Genomic DNA, 2,146 nt, shown 5'->3' on the forward strand with positions numbered 1-2,146 from the left:
GTATATTTATTCGAAACATAATTTTTGATTGATGAATAGCGACGGTACAAACTGATATCATCTAATTTGCCAATAAACACATCAAACTCTTTATTAGATAAATAGTGATTAGTTTCTGGGAAGAATATATAGTAAAATACACCGTATAAGTAAAAGTCTGGAAATAAATTTTCAAACCCATCATCATCATCAAACCCATCGGCTACAATTTGTGGTTCACCACAATAAGAATGGTTTGTCACCATATAATTTTTAAATTGTTCCTTAATATAGATACAGTCAACCATTAAATTGTTATTTTTAATCATTATAGGTATATCAGCTTCGGTATAATCTGATGGTGTACTAATATAATAAAATTCGGGTTTATTATTCCATTTTGAAAATCCAACACTTATCCCACCTCTCATTCCAATTACATTTTTAAGGGATTTATTGATATTTTTTCCATGTACTTCTAATATACCGGGCTTTATAAAAACTTCACTCTCCTTTTCATCACAATAGTAAGAAGTAAATTTATAAGGTTGAGCATTAAGGTTAAAGTGATAATTTTCTACAAACGTTTTATTTGAACAAGGTTGCTTTGCACAGCAAACAGTGCTAATAATTAGCGTGAATATTAACAGAATTATTTTTTGCATATTAAAACTCCTCAGTCAAAATTGAGGTTTGTCGAAGAATAGCTTCAAAACGCTTAGCAAATTCTGCTAGTTTATCAGCGTAATTACTTCCATTTATTACTTTTCTTGCGGCTTTATAATCAATATGATTTTTATAAATGTATTTTGTTATCTTTTGCTCACTAAAACCGCCGGTCATCGTTCCCCAAATCAAAATTGGTACCGCATTATCAAGTTCAGCGGCTTTATCAGGATCTTTTACAAAATCAATACCAAAATAGTCACTGGCTTTTTTATAATTGCCTTTAAAGGTTAAATGGGCTAAACCTCTACCGCGATATGTATAACCGTCCCCCTGTTTTGTATTTCCATACCTTTTCGCATCATTTCGTAATTTTTCTGTAGAAGCTAATACAGGATCATATCGATTAAAATATGATAATGAACCATGTTCGAACAACGAGCAAAAAACATCATCTCCCCAAGTCGCTTCCCAACGGGCTGTGGCTAACATATAAGATAGATAGTAAATATTAGGTTTAAATTCGTTATTTTTTCTATAAAATAGATTGATTCGTTCAATAATACCCCGAAGTGTATATTTGGATTTTTGATTAAAATCAGGTACTTTACTCTCCTCTTCTTTTTTAAAATTTTTATGTTCACTTTCATACATAACAAGGAAACTTTCTACATCGATCAGATCTTGATATGTCACAAATTTAAACAGCGAGATAGGATGGATAAACCATACTTTACCATCCTTGCTAAGGGTGGCGGGTGGCGTGGAGTTTGCTGGTGCGGTTGAGGTATCTGCACCCTTTCCATTTTCAGCAGTAGTGTCAGTTTGTTGGCTTTGCTTAGCTAAGCCTTTAACCACATCATCCCACCACAGCATTTTTTTCGCCTTTTCTTTGGTTTTTTCCCAAAGCATGACACACCTTTCTAGCTCTTCTAATTGAACACAAATTTCAAGTTGTTCTTTACTCAGTTTTTCTGCTGCTTGATCTTTAAAGTTTTTAGGTAAACGTTTAATTTCTCTTCTTAGCTGTTCCAATCCTTTTTTTACAGGTTTTTGCTTGCTTGCATTTAATGTGCTTATGTACGCATCACATTTTGCTTCATTCCCTTTCTTTAAATAGTCCAAGATGTTTTGGGCATCTCCGGTCATTTCACTGTTCAATTCTTCCCATTTTGATATTTTACCTTCTGCATTAAGTTTACCATACCATTCACTTTCATAATTAATTAATAACCGTGCTAGCGCCGTGATTAATATTGGTTCATCAACGATTCCTTTAAAGCAATTTAGTTCTATCATTGCATATTTCTCTTGCCCTGATTTATATTGCTTATCTAAGATTGTTAATACCTCTTTTATGGTTGGCGTGTACTGATCTAAAGATGAATTATCTTTATTTCTTTTTAAGGTCTTTTCTGCACTAAGATAAAATTCTTTTAAGCTGGCACTTTCTTTAATCTGCTTAAAATCAAACCAGTCCCAACAACTGACTCTTTTCACA

Annotated in this window: 1 protein-coding gene and 1 pseudogene; both read right to left on the minus strand. The window is 32.7% G+C overall.

The features are described 5' to 3' along the window. The coding region (locus tag A9G11_RS00005; protein ID WP_141674302.1) for a hypothetical protein at positions 1–644 on the minus strand (644 nt) is incomplete at its 3' end. 1 nt (position 645) lies between these two features. Then, a pseudogene (locus A9G11_RS14270) lies at positions 646–2,146 on the minus strand (hypothetical protein); the annotation flags it as partial.

This window comes from Gilliamella sp. wkB108 (assembly GCF_001690195.1).
GTDB lineage: Bacteria > Pseudomonadota > Gammaproteobacteria > Enterobacterales > Orbaceae > Gilliamella > Gilliamella apicola_L.